This is a genomic window from Actinosynnema sp. CA-299493 (genome assembly GCF_050946825.1).
Classification (GTDB): Bacteria; Actinomycetota; Actinomycetes; order Mycobacteriales; family Pseudonocardiaceae; genus Actinosynnema.
Genome location: NZ_CP191993.1, coordinates 2,761,908 through 2,779,756, shown reverse-complemented (window position 1 = coordinate 2,779,756; position 17,849 = coordinate 2,761,908). Strand labels below are relative to the sequence as shown.

Sequence of the window (17,849 nt, the reverse complement as noted above, 5' to 3'; positions counted from 1 at the left end):
GTCACCATCCGGCCGGTTGGTCAGGCGCTCGACAATGCGACGGCGCACACCCTGACCGCGGGTGAACTCGAAATGGTTCCCTCGATGCCGGAACGCACCGCGTGGCGCTCGTGCCAGGGCCGGGCTCGGGTGCCTGGTTCTGTCGTGGGGCGTCCACGCTGCCGCGGTTCCCGGTTGCGGGGTGGTGCCGGTGAACGGCACCACCCCGCAGGTGTCAGTTGACCGGGCAGGGAGCGCCGGGGCGGGTCAGGGTGACCCGCGCGTGGCTGATGACGAGGTCGACGCCGCTGAGCAGCCGGACGTGCAGGGCGTTGACGGCGATGCCGGCGCCGCCCGCGAGGAGCCGTTGTTCGTTGACCACGACCGTGGCCACGAGCGGGATGGTGATGGTCAGGTCGACCGCGGGGTTGACCACGGGAGTGCCGTTGATCCGCAGGTTGACCAGCTCGACCTCGCCGGCCGTGGTGACCGAGCCGGTGTCGTCCTCGTCGGCGGCGGCCTTGGCGCGGATCTCGTCGGCGGTGATCAGGCCGCCCAGCAGGGAGACCTTCGCCGTGCGGGCCCACGCGGTGGCGGTACGTTCGCCGCCGCCGTCGACCACGCCGCGGGCCTCGGTGTCGATGACCCCCAACGAGCCGATCCCGGGCAGCGCCGCGCCGAGGGCCTGGTCCTGGTCGAGGCCCGGTTGGGTGACGCAGCTCAGGTCGGACGGTGCCAGCGGGCCGACACCGACCAGCGGGGCGGTCAGCTTCCCGCCGTGGGCGTGGGCGTCGAACACCAGCACCGGCACGGTGAAGCGGACCGAGGCGCAACCCGGCGCGTCGAGGCCCACGCGTGCGGTGACGTCGACGGCGCAGGTGGTGTAGGTGCCGGCGCGCGCGGCGGTGACCGTGACGGTGATCGTGCACGAGACCTGGCCGGTGGACAGGGCGCCGGTCGCGGTGACCGCGCCGGCGGCGGTCGAGGCGGTGGCGTCGGTGCAGTCGGTGGTGGGCTGGGCCGTCGCGGTCAGACCCGCGGGCAGGTCCGCGGTGAACGACCAGCCGTCCTTGACCGCCAGCTCGCTGGTGTTGGTGACGGTGAAGACCAGCGTGGCGGTCTGCCCGACCTCGACCGCGGCCGGGCTGTAGTCCACGTCGAGTTGCGGGGTGACGTCCAGGACGCGGACGTTGTCGAACGCGGCGTCGTTGCCGGTCCCGCTGCCCTGGGCGTTGAGCAGTTGCACACCCACCGACGAGCCGCCGAACAGCACGGGCCGGTCGCTGGTGTAGGTGCCCACCGAGGTGCCGCCGATGACGGTCGAGGGGTTGGCGCAGGGCTCGATCGGGGTGGTGAAGGTGGGTACGGCGGTCGCGCCGTCGAGGAGGTAGAACTCGAACAGCGCGTGGTTGGCGAAGCAGTTCTGCTCGGCGGCGTCCACCGAGAAGGTCAGGAACCGGTCGGGCGCGGCCAGCGGGATCGGCTGCTCGGTGCGCAACTGCACCTTGCCCGCACCGGGGTTGCCCGCGGTGTAGGCGGTGACCGCGTGGTTGGTGGCCGGGTCGCCGCCCGCCCACTGACCCAGAGTTCCGGCCATGCCCCGCACCGCCTGCCAGTTGCCCGCGCTGCACCCGCTGCCGGCCGGCGGCACGGCCGACTGCTGCGCCGAGGCCAGCCAACCGTTGCAGGCGGTCAGCCAGGCCGGGTCGGCGTCGTAGGTCTGCGCGACCGGCGGCGTGCCCGTGTAGGCGGTGAGCAGGACGGGCGTGGTGCCCTGGCCGTTCTCGAAGTCCTCGGCGAACACCACGACCGGCGCTTGCGGCACACCCGGCACGGCCGAGGCGGGTTGCGCGGCGGTGAGGGCCAAGGAGAGCGGTAAGACCGTCAGCGCTGCGACGATCGTCGGCAGGGCTCTGCGCCCGTGCCGACCGGGTGAAGACGTGGTCACCGGTGAACTCCCTCGTTCGGTGCGAAAGGTGGAACACCGGTTCCTTCGTCCACCACGGGAAGGCGCATTAGCGCCCGACGGGAGGCCGCACCCACTTGGCTCGCGCACTCCACCCGATTACCACGCGCTCCGCGGCACTCGGTCACCCAGCGGGCACAGCACCACCTGCCGGACCTCGAAAAGTGCGGGCATGCCCGGTCACCCCGAATAGCCCTTCCGATTCCCACGCCCGCCCGACCTCCATCCGCGTGAATCGCCGAGCAGGTCGGGGGCTTGGTGCCGGGGTACGACGCAGACCCACGTGCCGGGGATCGAGCGGCCGGCCGTCCGGGGCGGCCACTCCGCCGGGCGGAAGGGATCGGCGGGGACTGCTCGGTTACGCACGGTCGCCTCCGTGGCCACGAGGCGGCCGTGCCCGAAATCGGGCACGGTATTTGGAGCGGTGGTTGGCTGTGGTCATGCTGGAGCCCGTGGGAGACGAGGTGCCGGGCGAACTGGTTCGGCACGTGGGCAGGACGACCGGGTTGGCGCCGGGGCTCGCGCGGCGGGTGGTGGCGGATGTCATGGGCTACTTCGTCGAGACGGCGGAGGAGTACGTGGTGCGGCGGCACGCCGAGTTGCGGCGCGAGGGGTTCGGCAACGCCCGGATCTGGGCGGTGCTGCGGGACGAGCTGGACGTGCGGCCCGTCGCCGCGCCGCCGTTGTCCGAACGCCAGTTGCGCCGGATCGTCTACGGCTAGACCGACCGAGGGAGATCACCGGGCATGTGCGGAATCGTCGGGTACGTGGGTCCGAGGGACGCGGTCCCCGTGCTGCTGGAAGGGCTGCACCGGCTGGAGTACCGGGGCTACGACTCGGCGGGCATCGCGGTCGTGGACGGGGGGGAGCTCCGGGTCGTCAAGACCGCCGGGCGGGTCGCGGAGCTGCGCAAGGCCGTTCCCGACGGCACGTCCGGCCGCACCGGCATCGCGCACACCAGGTGGGCCACCCACGGCGAGCCGACCGACCGCAACGCCCACCCGCACGTGGACGCCGCCGCACGCGTCGCCATCGTCCACAACGGCGTCTTCGAGAACTCCGACCGGCTGCGCGCCCAGCTGGTCGCCGATGGCGTCGAACTGGCCTCCGACACCGACAGCGAAGTCCTCGCCCACCTCGTCGCCCGCAGCACGGCGACCACCCTGGAAGACGCCGTGCGCGAGGCGTTGGCGCAGGTCGAAGGCACCTACGGGGTGATCGTGACGGACGTGGACCGGCCGGGCGAGCTGGTCGCCGCGCGCCGGGGCAGCCCGGTCGTGCTCGGCGTGGGCGAGCAGGAGATGCTGGTCGCCTCCGACGTCACCGCGCTGGTCCGCTTCACCCAGCAGGTGATCTACCTGGACGACGACGAGATCGCCACGGTCACCGCCGACGGCTACCGCACCTCCACCACGGACGCCCGCGCCACCAGCACCACCCGCTCCCCCACGTCGATCGACGTCGCGAGCGCCGAGTACGAGCTGGGCGAGCACCCGGACTTCATGTACAAGGAGATGCGCGAGCAGCCCGACGCGGTGGACCGCTGCCTGCGCGGCCGGCTGGACCACCGGTTCTCCTCGGCCAGGCTGGACGGCGTCGGCCTCACCCCGCAGGACTACCAGCGCATCCGCCGGGTGAAGCTGCTCGGCTGCGGCTCGGCGTACTACGCGGGCCAGCTCGGCGCGCAGCTGATCGAGGAGCTGGCCCGGATCCCGGCCGACGCCGAGCCCGCGTCCGAGTTCCGCTACCGCAACCCCGTGGTCGACCCGGACACGCTGTACGTCGCGATCAGCCAGTCGGGCGAGACGCTGGACACGCTCGCGGCCGTGCAGGAGCTCAAGCGCAAGGGCGGGCACGTCATCGGCGTGGTCAACGCGGTCGGCAGCACGATCGCCCGCGAGTGCGGCCACGGCGTCTTCCTGCACGCGGGCCCCGAGGTGTCCGTGGCGGCGACGAAGTCGTTCACCACGATGGCCGTGGCGCTGGCGCTGCTGGCCCTGGACCTGGGCCGGGTGCGCGACCTGTCCATCACCGAGGGCAGGAGGCTTGTGACCGGGCTGTCCGCGCTGCCGCACCAGATCGCGCAGGTCCTGGCCACCGAGGACGACATCGCGGCGGTCGCGCGCAAGTACGCCGGCGCGCGGCACATGTTCTTCGTCGGCCGGGTGCGCGGCTGGCCCGCCGCGCGGGAGGGCGCGCAGAAGCTCAAGGAGATCTCCTACGTGCACGCCGAGGCCTACCAGGCGTCCGAGCTGAAGCACGGGCCGCTGGCGCTGATCAACCCGGAGATGCCGACCGTGGTGCTGGTGCCGGACGACGAGCTGCTGGCCAAGAACACCGCCACGATCGAGGAGATCAAGGCACGCGGCGGGCCGGTCATCGCGGTCACCGACGCCGAGCTGCCGCCCGGTCTGGCCACGGACGTCATCCGGGTGCCGAAGGCGCACGACGCGTTGGCCCCGATCACGCTCTCGGTGCCGTTGCAGCTGTTCGCCTACCACCTCGCGCACGCGCTGGGCCGTGACGTGGACCGGCCGCGCAACCTGGCCAAGAGCGTGACCGTCGAGTAGCGCGAGGGCCAGCCGCACCGGTGCGGCTCGGCCGTTCGCGTGATGGCATCGGGGATCGCTATCGGCCCATACCGCGCCGGATCTGGGAAGAGTTGACCTGTGACGTCCCCGCGCGGAACTGTTTGCGTATTTTCGCCGACAACGAAACTGCGGGGGACGCCGTGAACCACTTATCGTTCGGGATCACGCTGGCTACACCGGCCACGCACGACGCGCTCGTCGAGTCGTGCCGCGCGGCCGAGGGGTACGGGTTCGACTCCGTCCTGGCCGTCGACCACCTCGGGCCGAACCGGACATCGCCGTTCTCGGTGCTGAACCTCGCCGCCCAGGTCTCGCCCACCCTCCAGGTCGGCACCTACGTGCTCAACGGGGCCTTCTGGAACTCGTCGGTGCTGTCCAGGGAGGTGCAGACCGCGCAGCGGATGAGCGGGGGGCGGTTGCAGCTCGGGATCGGCGCGGGGATCATCAAGCAGGAGTTCGACCTGGCCGGCATCCCGTGGACGCCGATGGACGCGCGGGTCGAGCACGTCAACTCGCTGCTGGACGACCTGCGCAAGATGCTCGACGCGGAGGCCGACGTCGAGCACCCGCCGGTCCTGCTCGGCGGCACCGGCGACCGGATGCTGCGCTTGGCCGCGGAACGCGCCGACGTGGTCAGCGTGGGCGGCATCAAGCACATCAAGGGCAAGGCGACGGGGAACTTCCGCGTCATCGGCTCGGACGAGACCGAGGAGCGGGTGGCGTTCGTGCGGGACGCGGCGGCGGGGCGCGACGTCACGCTCAACGCGTTCGTCCAGGTCGTCGAGCTGACCGACGACCGGGAGGCGGCGGCCGAGCGGATCGCGGCGGACTGGGAGCTGACGGCGGAGGTCGTGCTCGACTCGCCGTACATGCTGATCGGCACCGCGGACGAGATCGCGGCGCAGGTCGCGGCCTCCCACACCCGGTACGGGTTCACGTCGTTCAGCGTGCAGCGGCCGTACCTCGACGCGCTGGGGCCGTCGATCGCGCTCGCCCGCGCCGCGGTCGCATGACGGCCGGGAACGGCGGTCGGCTGACCGTCGGCCAGGGCACCGCCATGTACGTCGGCGCGGTGCTGGGCACCGGTGTGATCGCGCTGCCCGCGCTGGCGGCCGAGATGGCGGGTCCGGCGTCGCTGCTGGCGTGGCTGGCGCTCGTGGTGCTGTCGGCCCCGTTGGCGGCGACGTTCGCGGCGCTGGGCGCGCGGCACCCGGACGCGGGCGGTGTGTCGACCTACGCGCGGCTGGCGTTCGGCGAACGACTGTCCGCCGTGGTCGGCTGGTGCTTCTACTTCGCCGTGCCGCCGGGCACGACGGCGGCGGCGCTGTTCGCCGGCGCGTACGTCGAGCAGGCCGTCGGCGGCGGGCAGTGGACGGTCGTGGTGACCGCCCTGACGCTGCTGACCAGCATGGCCGTGACGAACTGGATCGGTCTGCGCGCGTCGGGGGCGGTGCAGTTCGTGCTGGCCGCGCTCCTGGTGTTCCTGGTGCTCGGCTCGGTGCTGCTGGCGGTGCCGCACGTCGACATGGGCAACCTGACCCCGTTCGCGCCGCACGGCTGGCTCGCCATCGCGCCGGCCGCGGGCCTGCTGGTGTGGAGCTTCGCCGGGTGGGAGGCGATCACGCACCTGGCGCAGGAGTTCCGCAACCCGGAGCGCGACCTGCCGCGCGCCACGGGCATCGCCGTCGCGATCGTGGGCCTGCTGTACCTGTCGGTGGCGTTCGCGATCATCGCGGTGCTCGGCCCGGCCGCCGCCGAGTCGGAGGCCCCGCTGGGCCAGCTGATCGCGCGCACGGTCGGCGGCGACGTGAAGGTGGTGGCGGCCGTCGCGGCGGTGCTGCTGACCATCGGGTCGATCAACGCCTACATGGCCAGCGCGTCGAAGCTGAGCGCGGCCCTGGCGCGGGACGGCGCGTTCCCGCGCAACCTGTCCGGCGGCACGGTCGCGGGCGAGGTGCCGCGCCGCAGCCTGGTGGTCGTGGTGGCGCTGTGCTTCCTGTCGCTGGCGGTGGCCATCGGCACGGGCACGGGCGCGAGGCTGCTGGTCCTGCTGACGACCGGGCAGTTCGTGGCGGTGTACCTGATCGGCACGGCGGCGGCGTTGAAGATCCTGCCGACCCGGTCGCCCGCGTGGTACGCCGCGCTGGTGGCGTTCCTCGGCGTGGTGGGGCTGACCGCCGCCACGGCGGTGTACATGCTGTGGCCGCTGGTGGTGACCGTGACGGCGCTGCTGTTCCTGCGGTGGAACCGCAAGCGGCGCCGGGACCCGGTGGAGGAAGCCGCCCGGTGACGGGGCGTCCGGGGTCGCCGCGACGGGCGGCGACCCCGGACGATGTCACGACGACCCCGGACCACGTCACACGGTGCCGGTGAACCGGTCGTCCAGGTAGGCGATCTTGGCCTGCTCGTCCCGGTCGGAGTAGAGGTAGCGGATCCACGCCTGCTGCTCGTGCAGCAGCGCGCCCATCTCCCACACGCAGAGCACCTCGCGGTGCTTGCCCTGCTCCAACCGGCGGTAGCTGTCGTGCTGCTTCACGTCCCGGATGTAGACGGTCTCCCACATCTCGTTCTCGCGCCGCCAGGTGCAGACGATGAGGAAGTAGAAGTCGCCGCGGCACAGGTGGTGGATGACGAAGCCGAGGTCGCCGGCGATGTCCAGCTCGCCGGAGGCCACCTCCTCGCGCAGGAACGCCTTGCCCTCCTCGCGCAGGCCGGGGTCCACCACGTCCTGCGGCTCGCGCACCTCGTACCACTTCAGGTGCGCGTCGGGCAGGGCGAGGTCGTGGTCGGGGAGCGCGATGACGTCCTTGGCGTAGTGGCGGTAGTCGGCGTCGACGTTGGCGATGGCCGCGAGGTGCGACAGGTTCCTGGTCACCGACGGGATCCTAGGCAAACGCGCCGGGCTCCGACAGCAGCTTGACCGTGCTCTCGGGCACGGGCACCAGCGCCGTGCTGTAGTCGGCCATCATCTCGCCGACCGGGCCGTCGAACTCGGCCCACTCCGGGTGCTCGTACAGCGAGCCGGCGAGCTGGACGCGCTCGTCCAGGCCGGGGAACGCGCGCACCAGCTGCCACTCGTCCTCGTCCAATGGGGACGGTCCGAACGAGAGCACCGTGATGCCGATGCGGCGCATGAGCGGGATGGTGCCGTCCCGGCTGACGCGGTCGAACTCGGCTCGGGTGCCGGGCTTGAGCTTGAACACGCGGATCTCCAGCAACCAGGGCTCGGTCATGTGTGGCACTCCAAGGACGCGGCGGTACGCCGTAGTGGGTTTTTGGGGTGCGCGCAGCTGGGGCGGGCCGAACGCCGGGCTCGCCGACGTTTCTACCGACGAGCACGCCGGCGCGCAAGGGCCGACTAGGGTGCCGCGTCGTGAAACCGGATCTGAGCACCCTGCGCGCCGCCGTGTCCGAGTTCGGCGGCTTCACCACCCCGGAGAAGTCGTGGACGGTCCTGACGGCCGCCACGGCGCCGTCGTTCGACCTGGGCGTCGCCGCGCACCGGGAGGCCGCGCACGTGTGGCTCAACGCGTGGGGCTGCCGCATCCGCACGCCCCGCCCCGGTGAGCCGCGCGTGCTGGACGAGAGCCTGGCGGCCTGGTGGGCGACGTGGCGGGACGCCCTGCCCGACCCCGGGGCGTGGCTCGCCGACCTGACCGACGAGCAGGTGGCGCGGCTGGCCGAGGGCTTCGCCGCGCTGTCGGCGAGCACGGCGGCGGCCACGCCGCGCGGCACCCGGACGCTGGGACCGACGGCGGCGTCCAAGCTGCTGTTCGCGTTGCGCCCCAACAGCCTGCCGCCGTGGGACAACATGATCGCCGACCGGCTGCACGGCGGTCGCGACGGCGCGGCGTACCGGGCGCACCTGCGGCTCACCCGCGGCTGGGCGGCCGACCTGCTGGCCGAGGCGGGCGTGCCCGAACCCGAGCTGCTCGACGACCTGGGGCGGCCGGGCCGCTCGCTGGCGAAGGTGATCGACGAGTACTGCTACCTGGCCTGCACCCGCGGCTGGACGGCGCCGCGCCGGGGCGTCACGGCCGACGACGTGCGCCGGATCGCCCGGGCGCTGCCCCGCACGGAGGAGGCGCTGGTCCGGGACCGGGTCAAATACCGCATCGGGCGCATCGTGTACCTCGCCCTGTCACCCGACGAGCTGACCATGGGATTCGCGTTCCCCAAGGAGGAGCGGGCGGCGCTGATTGCCTCGGACCCCGACAAATTCCATCCTCCGGTCCCTTCGGACGAGCGGTACAACTGGGTTCGGACCACCCTGTCTCGATTGGACGAGGCGGAGTTGACCGAGTTGGTGGTAGACGCCTGGCGAATGTGCGTGCCGAAGCGCGTCGCGCGTGATTACCTGGGGCGATAGCCGGACCGACACCGCCGGACGGGCGTAAGGGTTGCTCCGGGAGGCTGCCCGAGCGGGCCATCAGCATTTCTTGGGTAGGCCCTATAAGGGAATCAAATTGGCCCGTTGACGACGCACAAGTCGTGTTTACGATCCTTCTTACCAAGCAGGAGGGGTCGCCGCATGGCCAGTTTGACTCGTTCCGAAGCAGCCGCTCGGGGCGCTTTGTTGGAGATCGACTCGTATCACGTGGGCCTGGATCTGACCGGCGATGGGAAAGTATTTCGGTCGACGACGAAAATCTCGTTCACCGCCGGGGAGGGCGGGTCGACCTTCGTGGACGTCAAGCCGGAGGCGCTGCTGGAGGCCCGGCTCAACGGCCGCGAGCTGGACGTGTCCGCGCTGGTCGACGGCCGGTTGCCGCTGACCGCGCTGGCCGCCGCCAACGAGCTGGTCGTCGTCGCGGACATGGCGTACTCGCGGGAGTCGAAGGGCCTGCACCGCTACGTCGACCCGGCCGACGAGCAGGTGTACGTGTACGGAGCGGTGTTCCTCGACCACGCTCCGCGCATTTTCGCCTGCTTCGACCAACCTGACCTGAAGGCGCCCTTCACGTTCGACCTCACCGTTCCCGACGAGTGGACGGTCCTGGGCACGGGTGCGGCCACGAAGGTGGCGGCCGGGCGCTGGCAGGTCGTGCAGGAGGTGGCGCAGGCCACATACCTGACGACGGTCGTCGCCGGGCCGTACGCCTCGTTCGAGACCGTGCACGACGGCGTGCCGCTCGGCGTGCACTGCCGGGCGTCGGTGGCCGAGGCGCTGGAGGCCGACATCCAGGAGGTCTTCGACGTCACGGCCCAGTGCCTCGACGAGTTCCACCGGCTGTTCGGCGTGCGCTACCCGTTCGGCCGGTTCGACCAGGTCTTCGCGCCCGAGTTCAGCTACCTGTCGCTGGACCACCCCGGTTGCGTGCTGCTCAAGGAGCTGTACCTGTTCCGCACGCCCGCGCCGCGCAGCGAGCACGAGACCCGCGCGGTGGTCATCGCGCACGGCCTGTCGCTGATGTGGTGGGCGGGCCTGGTGACCAACAAGTGGTGGGACGACCTGTGGCTCGGCCAGGCGTTCGCCGACTACCTGGCGCACCGGGTGCCCAGCGAGGTCACCGAGTTCACCGGCCCGCTGACGACGTTCTCCGCCCGTCGCAAGGGCCAGGCCTACACGGCCGACCAGCGTCCCTCGACCCACCCGGTGTGGATCGACGGCGCGGACGCCATGTCGGCGCTGCTGGACCTGGACCGGATCTCGTACTTCAAGGGCTCGTCGGCGTTGCGGCAGCTCGCGCACCACATCGGCGACGACGCGATGCGCGAGGCGCTGCGGATCTTCTTCGCCCGGCACGCGTACGGCGCGGCGACGTTCGCGGACTTCAACGCGGCGATCGGCGAGGCCGTCGGCCGGGACATGACCGACTGGGCGGACCGCTGGCTCGGCACCGCCAACGTCACCACGCTGGCCCCGGAGCTCACCGCCGAGGACGGCGTGATCACGGCGTTCGCCGTGACGCAGTCCGCGCCGGACTCGCACCCGACGCTGCGGCCGCACACCATCGACATCGGCCTGTACGGCGACACCCACGAGACGGTCCGCGTGACCGTGGACGGCGCGCGCACCGAGCTGCCCGAGCTGGTGGGCCGCGAGGTCCCGAAGTTCCTCCTGCTCAACGAGAACGACCTGACCTACGCGAAGATCCGCTACGACGACGCGTCCCGCCGGGCGCTGCCCGAGGTGCTGCCGACGCTCGCGCCGATCAACCGCGCGATGGTGTGGGCGCAGCTGTTGCAGGGCGTGGTGGACGGCGCCGTGCCGGCGGCCGACCACCTGGACCTGGTGACGCGGATGCTCGGCTACGAGACCGAGCTGTCGATCGTGATCGAGGTGCTCGAACAGGCCCGGATCGACGTGGCCGACCGGCTGCTCGACCCCGAGCTGCGGCCCGGCCTGCTCAAGGCCGTGGCGGACGCGGCGCGCGACCGGTTGTCCCACGTCGCACCGGAGGACGAGCTGGGCCTGGTGCTGGCCCGGGGCCTGGTGGAGTTCACCTCCGACACCTCGGAGCTGCGGGGTTGGCTGGACGGCATGCCGCTGCCGGCCGGGCTGGAGCTGGACGCCGACCTGGCGTGGCGGGTGCGCTACCGGCTCGCGGTGCTGGGCGCGTTCAGTGAGGCCGAGATCGACGAGGCGTACGCGGCGGATCCCAGCACGCACACCGAGCAGTTCGCGGTGAAGGCGCGGGCGGCGATCCCGACCGTCGAGGCGAAGGAAGCCGCGTGGCGCGCGATCACCACCGACGCCGAGCTGTCGAGCTACCGGCTGTGGTCCACCGCCGAGGGGTTCTGGCAGCCGGAGCAGCGGGAGCTGACCGCGCCGTACGTGGCCCGGTTCTTCACCGAGGTGGTGGAGGTCGCCCGGCTGCGCGAGGACAAGGTGCTGGACACGCTCGTGCTGTGGCTCTACCCGCGCTACTGCGCCGAGCCGGCGACGATCGCGGCGGCCGAGGAGCTGTTCGCGCGCGACGACCTGCCGCTGCCGCTGCGCCGGCGGGGCGCGGACCTGACCGACGACCTGCGCCGCGCCGTGCACGCGAGGCACGGGTGAGAGCCGCGGTGGTCGGCGGTGGCGTCGCGGGCGCCGCGCTGGCCTGGCGGTTGCGGACCGCCGGCGCGGACGTGACGGTGTACGCGCCCGGCGACGCCGACGCCTCAGGGGCGTCCGGCGGGCTGGTGCGCGGGTTCGAGGTGGACGAGCGCGCGGCGCGAGAGGCGGCCGAGTCGCTGGCCGAGCTGCGCGCCGACGACCGGGTCCGGGACTGGGCCGGGTACCGGGAGACCGGGTCGGTGTACGTGACGGCCGACGACGTGACGCCGTCCGTGGCCGCCGTCGAGGCGGTGCTGCCGGGTTCGGCGTCCGTCGTGGACGGTGTCGAGCTGGCGCGGCGCTTCGGGTTCCGGGACCTGCCGGCGGACGCGGCCGGGGTCGTGGAGCGGCACGCCGGGCACTTCTCCCCCGACCGGTTCCGCGAGCACGCGCTGCGGTGGCTGGCCGGGCGCGGCGGCGACGTCCGGACCGAGCGGGTTGCCGAAGTGCTGCCCGGCCCGGGGGTTCGGACTCCCGCCGGCGTGACGGCGTTCGACGCGGTGGTCGTCGCGGCCGGCGCGTGGACGCCGCGGCTGGTCGGCGGCGAGCTGTTGCGGGCCAAGCAGATCCAGTACGGCCTCTACCGGCTGCCGATCCCGTGCGCGGCGTCGTTCGTGGACGACCGGACCGGCCTGTACGGGCGGCCGGACCGGGACGGCGCCTTCCTGCTGGGCATGGGGTGCGACCGCTGGGACGTCGACCCCGACGACGTGACGCCCGACCACGACCTGGCCGCGCGGGTGCTCGACACGGCCCGCCGCCGGTTCGGCGTCGAGGGCGGTGAGGTCGTGGCGGACCGGGTGGTGGCGTCCTTCGACTGCTACCGCTCACCGGGCGGGCTGCGCCTGGTGGACGTCGGCGACGGGGTGTCCACGTTCACCGGCGGCAGCGGCGGCGCGGCGAAGACCGTGCTGGCGGCGAGCCGGCGCGCGGCGGCGGAGCTGGTGGCGTCGTGATCCTCGGCATCGACCACGTCGGCCTGCTCACGGCGGACCCCGAGGGGGTGGGCGCGCTGCTCGCCGTGCTCGGACTGTCCAAAGCGGACGGCGGTGTCGCGGACGACTACGGCGTGTCGTGCGACTTCTGGCAGGTGGGCGCGGACCTCGCGGCCCCCGCCGTGGAGGTGGTCGCGCCGGTGCGGGAGGACTCGGCGGTGGCGGGACGGCTCGCGCGCGGACCGGGGCTCTACCACCTCGCGTTCGAAGTGGACGACCTGGCCGCCGAGGCGTCCCGCTTGCGTGCCAACGGTTTCGCGCTCGTGGACGCGGAGCCGTGCCGGGGGGCGCGGGAGGGGATGTCGGTGCAGTACCTGTACGCGCCCAAGCCCGCCGGCGTGCTCGTGGAGCTCGTGCACTACGCCACAACGCGGCGGAGCTTATCGCAGCCATCGGGAATCCCGATCAGCTCACCGCCGAAAAGCGGTCGCTGAACATTGCTTCCGGCGCGCCGGCGGTAAATAATTAACGGAGACGGTGAGCCACTCACCGAGCACTCCGGCCGACTGGGGCTCGACGAGGCCAGAGTTGCTCTTCACCGCATCATCTACGCACGTCAGCGCGTCGCAGACGCCAGGGGTGACGTCTGCGAAGCACATTTCTCCACCTTTCTCACCACTTTTCCCGAGCCCGGCGAACAATGCGCCGGGCGGGTCTTCACCGTGCCGAAAAGAAGTCACAGGACAGGAGTGCTCATGGCCAGCCAGCTCGTGGATTTCGGAGTCGCGGGCTTCGGGTACGCCACCGGCGAGAACCAGGACGTCGCGCAGACGGCCGGTGACTACGTGGGCGATCCCGAACGCGTCGTCCGCTGGGGCTACCACACGTTCCACCGCGCACCGGACGGCGTGACCGCGACCGACCTGGCCACGCTCGCCGGGCAGGACGCGCTGGACCGCCTCGGCCTCGGCCCCAACGACGTCGACCTCGTCGTGGTGGCCGCCTCCGAGGTGCCGGACTACCACCACTGGGACACGTCGGCCGCCGTCGCGCGCCGGCTCAAGGTCGAGGGCACGACGCAGACGATGCTGCTCACCGAGGGCTGCGCGTGCGGCGTCACGGGCCTCGGCTACGTCGCCGGTCAGCTCGCGCTCCAGCCGGAGCTCCAGACGGTGCTGTTCATCGCCGTGAACCGGGTCAGCGAGTTCCACCGCAACCGGATGAACGTCAACAACGCCGTGCACAGCGACGGCGCGGTGGCCGCCGTCCTCAAGCGCGGCCACGAGGGCGTGAAGTGGCTGGCCACGGACCAGTTCGTGGACCCGGACCTGTCGGACTTCTTCCGCACGGAAGTCGGCGGCGCGGCCAACCCGCTCCCGTTCGACGGCTGGACGGCCAAGGACGCGGCTCCCGGGCACGCCCGGATCCAGGCGCACTTCGACAAGAACCCGGCGAAGCTGCGCGAGTTCGTCGCGACGCTGAACCAGCGCATCACCGACACCGTGGACAACGCGCTGCGCCGCGCCGACCTGACCCGCGACGACCTCAAGCACGTCATCTACATCAACGACTCCACCGACACGATCGAGGAGGTCGCGGAGCCGTTCGGCGTCACCGTCGAGCACACCAACGCCGAGCTGTCGCTGAGCCACGGCCACATGGGCGCGGCCGACCAGCTGTTCTGCCTCGGCGAGCACATCGAGCGCGGCGACGTGAAGTCCGGCGACGTCGTGGCGCTGTGCGGGATCTCCATCGGCATGCGCTGGTACTGCACGTTGGTGCGGATCTGATGAGCGACCGGCCGGACTTGCTGGAGTCGTTGCGCGCCGCCGTGGCCGAGGGCCGCGCGCCGTCACCCGCGGACCTCACGCGGTTGGCGCTCGTGTCCGACCCGCTCGTGCTGCGCAAGGCGGGCAAGGTGTTGGCACGCCTGGAGGACGCGGAAGGACTGCGTCCGCTGCGCGTGGCCGTGCTCGCGACTTGCACGATCGGGTCGTACGAGCAGATCCTGCGAGCGAGCCTGGTGTCGGCGGGCGTCCTGCCGGAGCTGGCGCCCGGCCCGTACGGGATGTTCGAGCTGACGCTGGCCACCGACCCGTTCGACGGCGTCGACGTGATCACCCTGCTGCTGGACGAGACCTGCTTCCTGCCGCACGACTGGGCCGCGACGGACGTCGACGGCCTGGCCGGGCACCTCGAAGCCCGGCTGGCGGACCTGCGGGGCCTGGTGCTCTCGGCGGTGGAGCGCTCCACCGCGACGGTGCTGCTGCACACCGTGCCGCTGCCGGCGCAGGTGCGCGACTCGGTGGTCAGCTGGCGGGCGCGGGCCGCGCTGTCCAAGGCGTGGGCGAAGCTCAACGAGGGCCTGCTGGACCTCGCCGCGCAGCACCGCCAGGTGGCCGTGACCGACCTCGTGTCGGTGCTCGCCGACTCGCCGTTCGCGGCGCGTGACGACCGGCTGCACCGCTACGGCGACCTGCCCTACACCGACGGCGCGCTGTACCTGCTGGCGCGCGAGGTGCGGCGGTTCGCCCAGGCCCGCGCCGGCCTGTCCCGCAAGGTGCTGGCGCTGGACCTGGACAACACGCTGTGGGGCGGTGTGCTCGGCGAGGTCGGCGCGGAGGGCGTGCAGCTCGGCGGCCTGTACCCGGGCAACGCCTACCGCGAGGTGCAGCGCACCGCGAGCCGGCTGCGCGACCAGGGCGTGGTGCTGGTGCTGGCCAGCAAGAACGACGCGGACCTGGTGGACGAGGCGCTGACCGCGCACCCGGAGGTGCTGCTGCGGCCGGAGGCGTTCTCCGCCAAGGCCGTCAACTGGTCGCCGAAGGCGGGCAACCTGCGCGAGGCGGCGTCCGCCCTGGGGCTGGGCATCGGGTCGTTCGTGTTCCTGGACGACTCGCCGTTCGAGCGCGGCCACGTCGAGGAGGAGCTGCCCGAGGTCGTGGTGCTGGCCGCCGACGGCGACCCCGCGCACATCGTGCGGACGCTGCTGGCGCAGGGCTGGTTCGACGTCGCGGAGCTGACCGAGACCGACCTGGCGCGACCGGAGCTGTACCGCAGCCGGACGCTGCGCAACGACTTCGCGGGCGGCTTCGGCTCGTCGGAGGACTACCTGCACGCGCTGGACGTGCGGCTGGTCGTCGAGGAGGCGGACGGCTTCGCCGTGGCGCGCGTCGCGCAGCTGGCCGCCCGCACCAACCAGTTCAACCTGACCGGCCTGCGGTTCGACGAGGCCGAGACCGGCCGGCGCATCGCGGACCCGGACCACCTGGTCGTCACCTTCGCGGTGGCCGACCGGTTCGGCGACGAGGGCGTCATCGGCGCGGCGTGGGTCGACCGCTCCGGCGCCGAGTGGCACGTGGACAACCTCGTGCTCAGCTGCCGGGTGCTGGGGCGCGGCGTGGAACTGGCGATCGCCGCGTGGCTCGCCCGCCGGGCGCACGCCGCCGGCGCCACCGCGCTGCGCGGGCGGTACGTGCCGTCGAAGAAGAACGGACTGGCCAAGGGCTTCTGGACCGACGCCGGGTTCGCCGGCGAGGACGACGGCGCGTACGCGCTGGCCCTGGACTCCGACGCCGGGCTGCCCGACGCGCCCGCGTGGATCAACCTGCTGGAAGGGAACGAGGTAGCCCGATGACCGAGATCACGGTGGAGCAGTCCGTGCTGGAGATCCTGGCCGGCGCGCTCGACGTGAGCGTCGACGTGCTGCGCGGCGAGCCGGTGCTGGCGCGGCACGAGTGGGACAGCATCAGCTCGCTGGACGCCCTGGCCCAGCTGGAGAACCGGTTGGACGTCACGCTGGACCTGCGCGCGTTCCACGCCGCCCGGACCGTCGACGACGTCGTGGCGCTGGTGCGCCCCACCTCCTGACCCACTTCCCGACGCCGGGGCCGCACGACGCACCCCGGCGACGCGGACCGGCCGCGCACCCGCGCCCGTCCGCACGTCCCGCACCGGCACCGCCGCCGCGGCGCCGCCCGACAAGGCTTGGAGACTGAGTTGGACCACCAGGATGTAGAACTGCTCGCGATCGGAGCGGGCCCCGCGAACCTGGCCCTCGCCGTCGCGCTGGAGGAGCTGTCCCCCGACCTCGCCCTACGGAGCCTCGTCACCGAGCAGCACGACGACATCGTGTGGCAGCGCGGGATGCTGCTGCCCTGGTCGCGCAGCCAGGTGTCCTTCCTCAAGGACCTGGTGACGCTGCGGAACCCGACCAGCCCGTACTCGTTCGTCAACTACCTGCACTCGACGGGCCGGCTGGACGAGTTCATCAACCTCGGCACGTTCACGCCCTACCGCCTGGAGATCTCGGGCTACCTGGCGTGGGTGGCGCAGTCGCTGTCCAAGGTCCGGTTGCAGCACGGCAGGCGCGCGGTGGCCGTGGAGCCGCAGCGCGGTGAGGCCGGTTCGGTGGACCGGTGGCTGGTGCGGTTCGCCGACGGCGGCACGGTGTCCTGCGCGACGCTGGTCATCGGCGTCGGCCGCGACCCCCACCTGCCGACGGAGTTCGCGGCGCTGCCCCGGGAGCGGGTGGTGCACAGCACCGAGTTCGTGCACCGGCTCGGCGAGCTGGACCCGCAGGGTGAGCACCGCATCGTCGTGGTCGGCGGGGCGCAGAGCGCGGCGGAGATGCTGTGGTCGGCGCACTCGACCTTCCCGCGCGCCGAGGTGACGATGGTGATGCGCTCGATCGGCCTGAACGGCTACGAGAGCAGCAAGTTCACCAACGAGCTGTTCTACCCGTCCTTCGTGGACAAGTTCAACGAGGCGCAGCCGGAGGCGCGGTCGCAGCTGCTGCGCGAGATGCACCGCACCAACTACGCGGGCCTGTCGCCCGCGATGCTGGACAACCTCTACAACACGATGTACCTGGAGAAGCTCACCGGCGCGCAGCGGCTGTCGATGATCACCATGGCGGAGATCGTCGACTCCGCGCTGGTGGACGACGAGGTCGTGCTGACCCTGCTCGACCGCCGCACGGGCGAGCGCAGCGAGCTGCGCTGCGACCGGGTGATGCTCGGCACCGGCTTCGACAAGCGGATGCCGACGCTGGTGCGCTCGATGGCCGCCGAGGTCGGCCAGGAGGACTTCGCCGTCACCCGCAGCTACCGCCTCCAGCTGCCCGAGTCGGTGTCCGCCCGCGTGTACCTGCAAGGCGTGAACGAGGCCACGCACGGCATCGCCGACTCGCTGATCAGCGTGCTGGCGATCCGGTCCGCGGAGATCGTCGCCGACCTCGCCGAGAGCACCGGGCCGGAGGACGCCGCCGTGCCCGTGGTGGCGCAACGCGTCACCGAGCTGTTCGCCGAGGCCCCCCAACCCGCTTGACCCGAGAG

15 protein-coding genes are annotated in these 17,849 nt (G+C 72.2%); 12 read left to right on the top strand and 3 right to left on the bottom strand.

All coding sequences use genetic code 11. The features are described from left to right. Positions 1-214: 214 nt before the first annotated feature. On the bottom strand, positions 215-1,927 hold the full coding sequence (locus ACQPYE_RS13230) for a choice-of-anchor P family protein (RefSeq protein ID WP_498721408.1): 1,713 nt from the start codon (positions 1,925-1,927) through the stop codon (positions 215-217). A 458-nt stretch (positions 1,928-2,385) separates the two neighbouring features. On the opposite strand from ACQPYE_RS13230, the gene ACQPYE_RS13225 reads away from it, so the two are divergent. The 4 genes from ACQPYE_RS13225 (at position 2,386) to ACQPYE_RS13210 (ending at position 6,826) form a co-directional block, all read left to right on the top strand. Beyond that, a complete protein-coding gene (locus ACQPYE_RS13225) occupies positions 2,386-2,667 on the top strand; it encodes a hypothetical protein (RefSeq protein ID WP_498721407.1) in 282 nt (93 codons plus the stop codon). Positions 2,668-2,691: 24 nt separating this feature from the next. Then, the gene (gene glmS, locus ACQPYE_RS13220) at positions 2,692-4,515 is read left to right on the top strand and encodes a glutamine--fructose-6-phosphate transaminase (isomerizing) (RefSeq protein WP_498721406.1); all 1,824 of its coding nucleotides are present in this window, start codon (positions 2,692-2,694) and stop codon (positions 4,513-4,515) included. Positions 4,516-4,676: 161 nt separating this feature from the next. After that, complete coding sequence (locus ACQPYE_RS13215; RefSeq protein WP_498721405.1) at positions 4,677-5,549, top strand: TIGR03621 family F420-dependent LLM class oxidoreductase; 873 nt, start codon at positions 4,677-4,679, stop codon at positions 5,547-5,549. After that, positions 5,546-6,826 (top strand): APC family permease, encoded by a 1,281-nt coding sequence (locus tag ACQPYE_RS13210; protein WP_498721404.1) that lies wholly within the window; start codon positions 5,546-5,548, stop codon positions 6,824-6,826. Before ACQPYE_RS13215 ends, ACQPYE_RS13210 begins: the two co-directional genes overlap by 4 nt. 66 nt (positions 6,827-6,892) lie before the next feature. On the opposite strand, the gene ACQPYE_RS13205 is transcribed toward ACQPYE_RS13210, so the two are convergent. Together ACQPYE_RS13205 and ACQPYE_RS13200 are read right to left on the bottom strand one after the other, a co-directional pair. Continuing rightward, complete coding sequence (locus tag ACQPYE_RS13205; protein ID WP_498721403.1) at positions 6,893-7,411, bottom strand: hypothetical protein; 519 nt, start codon at positions 7,409-7,411, stop codon at positions 6,893-6,895. A 10-nt stretch (positions 7,412-7,421) separates the two neighbouring features. Then, positions 7,422-7,769: an NIPSNAP family protein gene (locus ACQPYE_RS13200; protein ID WP_498721402.1), complete on the bottom strand. Its 348-nt coding sequence runs from the start codon at positions 7,767-7,769 to the stop codon at positions 7,422-7,424. Positions 7,770-8,527: 758 nt separating this feature from the next. Between ACQPYE_RS13200 and ACQPYE_RS13195 the strand changes: the two genes are divergently transcribed. From ACQPYE_RS13195 to ACQPYE_RS13160, 8 genes are all read left to right on the top strand, one after another. Continuing rightward, the gene (locus ACQPYE_RS13195) at positions 8,528-8,905 is read left to right on the top strand and encodes an MmcQ/YjbR family DNA-binding protein (RefSeq protein WP_498722897.1); all 378 of its coding nucleotides are present in this window, start codon (positions 8,528-8,530) and stop codon (positions 8,903-8,905) included. Positions 8,906-9,067: 162 nt separating this feature from the next. Then, entirely contained in the window at positions 9,068-11,539 is a 2,472-nt protein-coding gene (pepN, locus tag ACQPYE_RS13190) for an aminopeptidase N (RefSeq protein ID WP_498721401.1), read from the top strand. Continuing rightward, positions 11,536-12,534: an NAD(P)/FAD-dependent oxidoreductase gene (locus tag ACQPYE_RS13185; RefSeq protein WP_498721400.1), complete on the top strand. Its 999-nt coding sequence runs from the start codon at positions 11,536-11,538 to the stop codon at positions 12,532-12,534. Before pepN ends, ACQPYE_RS13185 begins: the two co-directional genes overlap by 4 nt. Continuing rightward, positions 12,531-13,007 (top strand): VOC family protein, encoded by a 477-nt coding sequence (locus ACQPYE_RS13180; protein WP_498721399.1) that lies wholly within the window; start codon positions 12,531-12,533, stop codon positions 13,005-13,007. The genes ACQPYE_RS13185 and ACQPYE_RS13180 overlap by 4 nt, the downstream gene beginning before the upstream one ends. A gap of 261 nt (positions 13,008-13,268) precedes the next feature. Continuing rightward, complete coding sequence (locus ACQPYE_RS13175) at positions 13,269-14,303, top strand: 3-oxoacyl-[acyl-carrier-protein] synthase III C-terminal domain-containing protein (RefSeq protein WP_498721398.1); 1,035 nt, start codon at positions 13,269-13,271, stop codon at positions 14,301-14,303. Beyond that, positions 14,303-16,150 (top strand): HAD-IIIC family phosphatase, encoded by a 1,848-nt coding sequence (locus tag ACQPYE_RS13170; RefSeq protein WP_498721397.1) that lies wholly within the window; start codon positions 14,303-14,305, stop codon positions 16,148-16,150. The genes ACQPYE_RS13175 and ACQPYE_RS13170 overlap by 1 nt, the downstream gene beginning before the upstream one ends. Continuing rightward, the gene (locus ACQPYE_RS13165; RefSeq protein ID WP_123742567.1) at positions 16,147-16,383 is read left to right on the top strand and encodes an acyl carrier protein; all 237 of its coding nucleotides are present in this window, start codon (positions 16,147-16,149) and stop codon (positions 16,381-16,383) included. Before ACQPYE_RS13170 ends, ACQPYE_RS13165 begins: the two co-directional genes overlap by 4 nt. Positions 16,384-16,512: 129 nt before the next feature. After that, on the top strand, positions 16,513-17,841 hold the full coding sequence (locus tag ACQPYE_RS13160) for a lysine N(6)-hydroxylase/L-ornithine N(5)-oxygenase family protein (protein WP_498721396.1): 1,329 nt from the start codon (positions 16,513-16,515) through the stop codon (positions 17,839-17,841). Positions 17,842-17,849: the final 8 nt, after the last annotated feature.